Origin of the sequence: Kitasatospora nipponensis (genome assembly GCF_039528135.1) — a bacterium.
GTDB classification, from domain to species: Bacteria; Actinomycetota; Actinomycetes; order Streptomycetales; family Streptomycetaceae; genus Kitasatospora; species Kitasatospora nipponensis.
This window is the reverse complement of record NZ_BAAALF010000567.1, coordinates 1-900: the sequence shown is the minus strand read 5'-3', so window position 1 is coordinate 900 and position 900 is coordinate 1. Positions and strand designations below refer to the sequence as shown.

Annotated in this window: 1 pseudogene; it reads left to right on the top strand. The window is 64.6% G+C overall.

From position 1 onward, the window contains the following. Nucleotides 1-192 (top strand): annotated as a pseudogene (locus ABD323_RS41945) (hypothetical protein); the annotation flags it as partial. Nucleotides 193-900 lie beyond the last annotated feature (708 nt).

Below are 900 nucleotides of genomic sequence, written 5' to 3'. Positions count from 1 at the left end.
CAGCAGTGGCGCCCCGATTCGACATGGGTGGTCGTGGCCCAGCTCCTGCACACCTTCGTCGGCAACCTCACCTCCGCCGACCATCAGGATCTCCTGCACACCCTGCGCGCCTTATTCCTCGACTACGACGCCAAGGGACTCGCCGACCGGCTGCCTTCCGCTCACGGGTCACCCGCCCCGGCGGGAGGTTGACCCGACCATCGTGCGCCGTACCGACCACCCCGCCAGAAGTAGCCGACCGAGATTGCGGCGCCAGCGTGGTCGACGACGGAGGCGGGTCAATCCGCAGGCCGTAGAGACAGGTCAGGTACTTGTAGGACCAGTACGAGATCCAATACCGATCAGGAAGTTGACGGACTGATCAGCACCTTGCCATGACACCCCAAGCCCCCCAGACCTGGCTGTCACCGTGCCATGGAAGGATCTTTGGTACAGATTTGCACCGTTAGGGCCGTCAAGGCACGCACCATCGATCTGAGCCCTGGATTATCAATCCCCCGATGTGGCGGCACTGGTAGCCGGGTTCGCGGACATGGGCTGCGGCTGATCACCAGCCCGCGCAGCGAGCGAACGGTACGGACCCGGCAGAGCAGTTGACGTAGCGTCGCTTGACCACGCAGCACGCGGCCCGTCTAAACGAGATCATGGACGAATACGGCTCGCCGATCCCGTGGCCGTGCGAAGACCCGGAACACATGGACGAGCGCCGAGCCGTGGTCGGCATCCCACCGTTCGACGAATATGTAGCTCAGTTCTCGGCGACCTGGCCCAAGCCGCGGGTCACGCCCTGGGCTCGATCCGCCGGACAGAATCCAGCCTTGCCCGCATACCCGTTGACTTCGAACCGTGGACGACACCGTGAACATCAGCAGCACCCCCGCCGCCCCCGCCGATCTGACG